The organism is Kitasatospora sp. NPDC127035, assembly GCF_042726075.1.
In the GTDB taxonomy this organism is placed as follows: domain Bacteria; phylum Actinomycetota; class Actinomycetes; order Streptomycetales; family Streptomycetaceae; genus Kitasatospora.
In genome coordinates this window covers 1-4,972 of sequence record NZ_JBHXDN010000141.1, presented here as the reverse complement: position 1 = coordinate 4,972, position 4,972 = coordinate 1, and the positions used below count along the sequence as shown (strand labels likewise).

General features: G+C 71.7%; 5 protein-coding genes. 3 read left to right on the top strand and 2 right to left on the bottom strand.

What is annotated here, in order from left to right; translation table 11 throughout:
- A partial coding sequence (locus ACFWIC_RS40610; protein WP_380522188.1) for a transposase occupies positions 1–415 on the bottom strand: 415 nt, incomplete at its 3' end.
- Between the two features lie 889 nt (positions 416–1,304).
- Here ACFWIC_RS40610 and ACFWIC_RS40605 point away from each other — a divergent pair.
- The gene (locus tag ACFWIC_RS40605; RefSeq protein WP_380522186.1) at positions 1,305–1,769 is read left to right on the top strand and encodes a hypothetical protein; all 465 of its coding nucleotides are present in this window, start codon (positions 1,305–1,307) and stop codon (positions 1,767–1,769) included.
- A 232-nt stretch (positions 1,770–2,001) separates the two neighbouring features.
- On the opposite strand, the gene ACFWIC_RS40600 is transcribed toward ACFWIC_RS40605, so the two are convergent.
- Positions 2,002–3,033 (bottom strand): Lrp/AsnC family transcriptional regulator, encoded by a 1,032-nt coding sequence (locus ACFWIC_RS40600; RefSeq protein WP_380522184.1) that lies wholly within the window; start codon positions 3,031–3,033, stop codon positions 2,002–2,004.
- Between the two features lie 163 nt (positions 3,034–3,196).
- Between ACFWIC_RS40600 and ACFWIC_RS40595 the strand changes: the two genes are divergently transcribed.
- On the top strand, positions 3,197–4,384 hold the full coding sequence (locus ACFWIC_RS40595) for a M20 family metallopeptidase (protein WP_380522182.1): 1,188 nt from the start codon (positions 3,197–3,199) through the stop codon (positions 4,382–4,384).
- 32 nt (positions 4,385–4,416) lie between these two features.
- On the top strand, positions 4,417–4,743 hold the full coding sequence (locus ACFWIC_RS40590; RefSeq protein WP_380522179.1) for a nuclear transport factor 2 family protein: 327 nt from the start codon (positions 4,417–4,419) through the stop codon (positions 4,741–4,743).
- Positions 4,744–4,972 lie beyond the last annotated feature (229 nt).

The following is a 4,972-nucleotide window of genomic DNA, read 5'->3' as shown; positions in this document are numbered from 1 at the left end:
CTTGGCCCGTAACGCGGTGATGGGCGGACGCACAGGCATGGTCCACCATCCCACCAACTCCACCAGAGCAAGCAGTAATTGAAATACAAGCCCCCAATGTCCCGGAGTACTGCCGGGCCACCCCGGCAGAGGCCTTGCCGTCCTTGGGGAACCCGGTGTCGTCCACCACCCACACCTCGGGCCGAACCGCCCGCACCGCCCGCCGTGCCAGCCTGGCCCGCACATCGGTGACCGGCCAGGTCGAGGACGTCATGAACTGCTGCAACTGCTGATGATCGACCCCGAGCCGTTCGGCCATCGGCTGCATCGACTTGCGCCGGCCCTCCAGCAACAGCCCCCGCAGATACAGCCCGCCCTTGGCCCGCTGATCACGCCGCACCAACGGTGCGAACACCTCCTCGGCGAACTCCTCCAGCCGACCCCGACACGCCACACGCTCCCCAGCCCTCATACAACAAGCGAACTACCGAACACCCATCGTGACAAGACCACCTAACAAAGCACTACTAGAAGCTGCCTTGTGGCTCATGTGACCGGCTACTCATCCACCCATCGTTCCGATCACGGGTGGGGACCTGCGCGTGAGCTGCTGGTGCTGTTCCTTCTGTGCCCGGTCGGGCTCTCGATCGCGGCGGGCGACCAGGGCGGGGTAGTCCAGGTGATCCTGGGGTGGTTCTGCGGCTGGCTGATCGCGGGGTTCGGTGCTGCCGTGCTGTTCGCGGCGCGGTCGGCGTGGCGGGAGCGTCGGCTGTACCTGCGGGGCATCCCGGCGATGGCCGAGCTGACCGAGCAGGAGCTGGTCGACGTCCCGGACCAGGAGCCGCCGCATCGGCCTGATCGGGCTCGCGGTGGCCGCTCCGTTCGCCGTCCTGTCGTGATCGGACGCCTCGATGCCTCCTCCTCGTCGGCCCGCGCGGCCCGACGAGGAGCCTGGACCATGTCGCCCCCGCGCGCGGGCCGGCCGGGGAACCCCGGCGCTGCCCGTCCGGGCAGTGGGCGCTTCGCGGGCGGCCGAACCGGCCTGGTTGGGCACGGGTACTGCGGAGCCGGGGCCGGTGGGGCTCCGACCGCAGGTCGCCGCAGGCGCGGGCAGCCCCGGTTGTACGCCGGGGCAGCCGAACGGGGCTGCGCGGCCGTTACTCACCGGTGTTCAGTGACGCTGCGCCAATTGGACTGTGAGCCTTCCGGAGAGGGGCGCCTGCCCGCGGAGGTCGGAGAGCAGCCGTCCGCCGGCAGTCGGCGGTGGGGCCCACGCGCAGCCTGCCGTCCGGCAGGTGGGCAGGTCGGTGATCCGGAGGTCAGTGATGGCGATGAAGAAGCTCGGGAGGACCGCTGCGGCGGCAGCGGCCCTGACGGCCACGACGACGGGCATGGTCGTCGGACCCGCAGGCACCGCCAGCGCGGCTTCGGCGGATCAGATCATGCTACGGCAGTGCCTCAAATCGACCGCCTCGGTCGAGGACCCCTTCCACGAGGGCTCCGATCTCCTCTGCGGCGGGGGTTTCGGGCGGGTGATCCCTGTCTACAACTTCGACGACGGTACGCGACAGATCTTCTTCGTCGGGCCGGAGCGCGGGGTGTGGACCACCTGGACCAACCCGAACGGGGCGTTCGGCGGCCGGGTCTGGCTCGGCGGCCAGGTCACGAGCGACATCGATTTCGCCGGCTACCACGGCAACTTCCTGCAGCTGAAGGCGAGGGGGACGGACGGCGCGACGTGGTACAACACCCGCTACGAAGACGGCCATTGGGGTGGATGGTTCCGGTAGCCGGAGGGCCCGGGTCGCGACCAGAAGGCTGGCGTGGGACGTCGGACCGGCCGACTTCCCACGCCAGGGGTGGGGCCGGCATCAGCAGGTACGTCGGCGGCCCCGACACCTCGGTCATGGCCGGGCCCCGCCGTCCGCGGCACCCTGTGGCCCGTTCCGAACGAGGTCACGGCCCTCCCGACGGGGGTGCGCCCCAGCGCGGGAGTGCCCTGCGAGGCGGCGGCCGAGACCGTCAGCGGACCGGCACCGGGTCCCGCCAGATGTCCATAGGGACGGCGCGGACCGCGCGTCCGTCCGCGTCGAGGATCCGGCCCATCCGTTTCACGGTACGCAGCGACACCCGGCGATCTGCCACCCGCAGGTCGGGGAACCGGCGGGTGAGTGCGGCCTCCAGCCGCTGGACGTCGGCGAGGGAGCGCTGCCAGACGGAGAGGACGAGGTTGTGCGCGCCGGTGACGGACACGCACAGCCGGACCTCGGGGAGTCTGGCGAGCTGGGGGCCGACCTCGTCGAGCCGGTCCGGGGGAAGGTCCGCCCGGAAGGTCGTCATGACCGGTCGGCCGGCGTCGCGGGCGGCGATCTCACAGCGGAAGCGGATCGCGTCGGAGGCGGCCAGCCGGTCGAGGCGGCGGCGCAGCGTGGACGGGCTGAGCCCGGTGGCAGCGGCCAGCTCGGCTTGGTCGAGGCGGCCGTCGACGCCCAGTCTGATGAGCAACTCTCGGTCTTCCCGACGGACTTCAGCTCGTACGGCGGGTGGTGGCCCGTTGGCCGCCGGGTGATCGTCGTGCAGTTCCACCCGCTGGGCGTGGTCCAACGAGTCCAGCCTCCAGCGGATCCCCTCGGCGTAGAAGCCGGTCGCCAGGTGGGTGCGGACGGCGTTGACGCCGGGGAGGCGGCCGAGCCGTTCGGCGGTGTACCGGGAGACCGCCGCCAGGTCGGTGAAGGCCGCGGTGACGACGAGGTCGCAGCCCTGGGAGAGATGGTCGATGCTCATCACGTGCGGATCCTCGGCCAGGTCGTCGGCGATCTGGCCGAGCCGGTCGGGAGCGCAGTCGAGGTCGAGGTAGGCGACGCACCCGGGGTCCTCGGGGTGCGGCAGTCCGTAGGCGGTGACCCAGGCGATCCCGGCCTCCGAGAGTCGGCGCCAGCGGCGGGCGGCGGTGACCGGACTGATCCCGAGGGTCTGGCCGAGCAGCGACCAGGGGGCCCGGGGCCGCAGCTGCATCGCGTTCACCAGGGCGAGGTCGAGCTCGTCCGCGGTCACGTCGGAGCGGGTCACCGTCGACTGCCGGTGGATTCGTGCATCGAAGGGCCTCTCGTGGCGTGATCCTGCGAAATGACGGGAAACTCCCGCCGAAAGAACCAGAATCACGGAGCAGATCGCTCTGCACAAGTTCCCGCCACGCGCGGGCTCGATGGAGGTACCTGTGTCCCTGCACGACGATGCTCTCGGTCTGGCCCCGGACCTGGTCCGGCTCCGCCACGACCTCCACCGGTTCCCCGAGTTGGGCCTCGCCCTCCCCCGCACCCAGGAGCGGGTGCTGAGGGCCCTGGACGGACTGCCGCTGGAGGTGAGCCTGGGCACCTCGCTGAGTTCGGTCACCGCGGTGCTGCGCGGCGGACGGCCGGGACCGGCGGTGCTGTTGCGCGCCGACATGGACGGTCTGCCGGTCACCGAGAAGGCCCCGCTGCCGTTCGCCGCCGACAACGGCGCCATGCACGCCTGCGGACACGACCTGCACACCACCATGCTCGCGGGCGCCGCACACCTTCTGGCGGCACGGCGGGAGCAGCTCCGTGGCGACGTGGTCTTCATGTTCCAACCCGGTGAGGAGGGCTGGGACGGCGCCGGAGCCATGCTGGCCGAGGGCGTGCTGGACGCTGCGGGCAGGCTCCCGGTCGCCGCGTACGCCCTGCACGTGGCATCGGCCCTGCCGCACGGGGAGTTCAGCTCCCGGCGCGGTCCGATCCTGGCCGCCTCCGACGCGCTGAACGTCACCGTCCACGGTGCGGGCGGCCACGGCTCGGCGCCGCATCGGGCCAAGGACCCCATCCCGGCGGCCTGCGAGATGGTCACCGCCCTGCAGACCATGGTGACCCGCCGTTTCGACGTCTTCGATCCGGTGGTGATCACCGTCGGGCTCCTCCGGGCCGGCACCCAGCGCAACATCATCCCCGAGACCGCCCGCTTCGAGGCGACCGTGCGGACCTTCTCCGCCGAAACGCGGTCGAAGGTGGCCGACGTCGTGGTGGAGCTGGTGGAGTCCATCGCGGCCGCCCACGGTCTGCGGGCGGAGGTCGACCACCGCTTCGAGTACCCGGTGACCGTGACCGACGGAGCCGAGACCGACTTCCTGGCGGACACCGTCCGGGAGGTCTTCGGCGAGGAGCGCTTCCAGACGATGGCGAACCCGATGACCGGGGCGGAGGACTTCTCCCGGATACTTGCCGCCGTTCCGGGATCGTTCGCGTGGCTCGGCGCCGCCCCGAAGGGGATCGACGACCCCGCCGACCTGCCGCTCAACCACTCGCCCTACGCGGAGTTCGACGACGCGGTGCTCCCCGACGGGGCCGCGCTCTACGCCGAACTCGCCACCCGCCGTCTCGCGGCCTGAACCCGTTCGCCCAGGAAGGAACAATCACGCACATGTCCGACCCGCGCGACGTGGTCGAGCAGCAGCTCGCCGCCTACAACAACCACGACATCGACGCCTTCGTCGCCACCTACGCCGAGGACGTCACGGTCCACCGGGCCGACGGAAGCCGGCTGCAGGGCCGGCAGGCCCTGCGGGACAAGTACGCCGGACAGTTCTCCGAAGGCCGCTGCCGGGCGGAGATCGTGGGGCGGCTCGTCGTAGGCGACCGGGTGGTGGACCACGAGATCGCCCACGGGCTAGCCGACGGGCCGGTCCGCGTCCTGGTGGCCTACCGGGTGCGCGAAGGCCTGATCGACCGCGTCGACTTCCTCAACTGAGCAGCATCGACCCGCACCGGTGGCCCGGCGCAGCACCCCCGCCGGCCACCCCACCCACGAACCCGACCTGATCCGACCGGCCAGAAGGTCACCGGCTCCGCGCAATCGAGCCGGCGGCCGGACGTACGCCCGGTCAGCAGAACCGCCGGGGGGGGCCGGCGGTTGGCCGGCCGCCCCCCCGGGCGCGGGGTGGGCGGCCGCCGGGAGGGGCGGGGGGAGGGGTTTGACA

What these genes read in the sequence shown, in the direction of transcription:
- ACFWIC_RS40590 (WP_380522179.1), top strand. Translation starts at nt 4,417, where the DNA reads ATGTCCGACCCGCGCGACGTGGTCGAGCAGCAGCTCGCCGCCTACAAC.
- ACFWIC_RS40605 (WP_380522186.1), top strand. Translation starts at nt 1,305, where the DNA reads ATGGCGATGAAGAAGCTCGGGAGGACCGCTGCGGCGGCAGCGGCCCTG.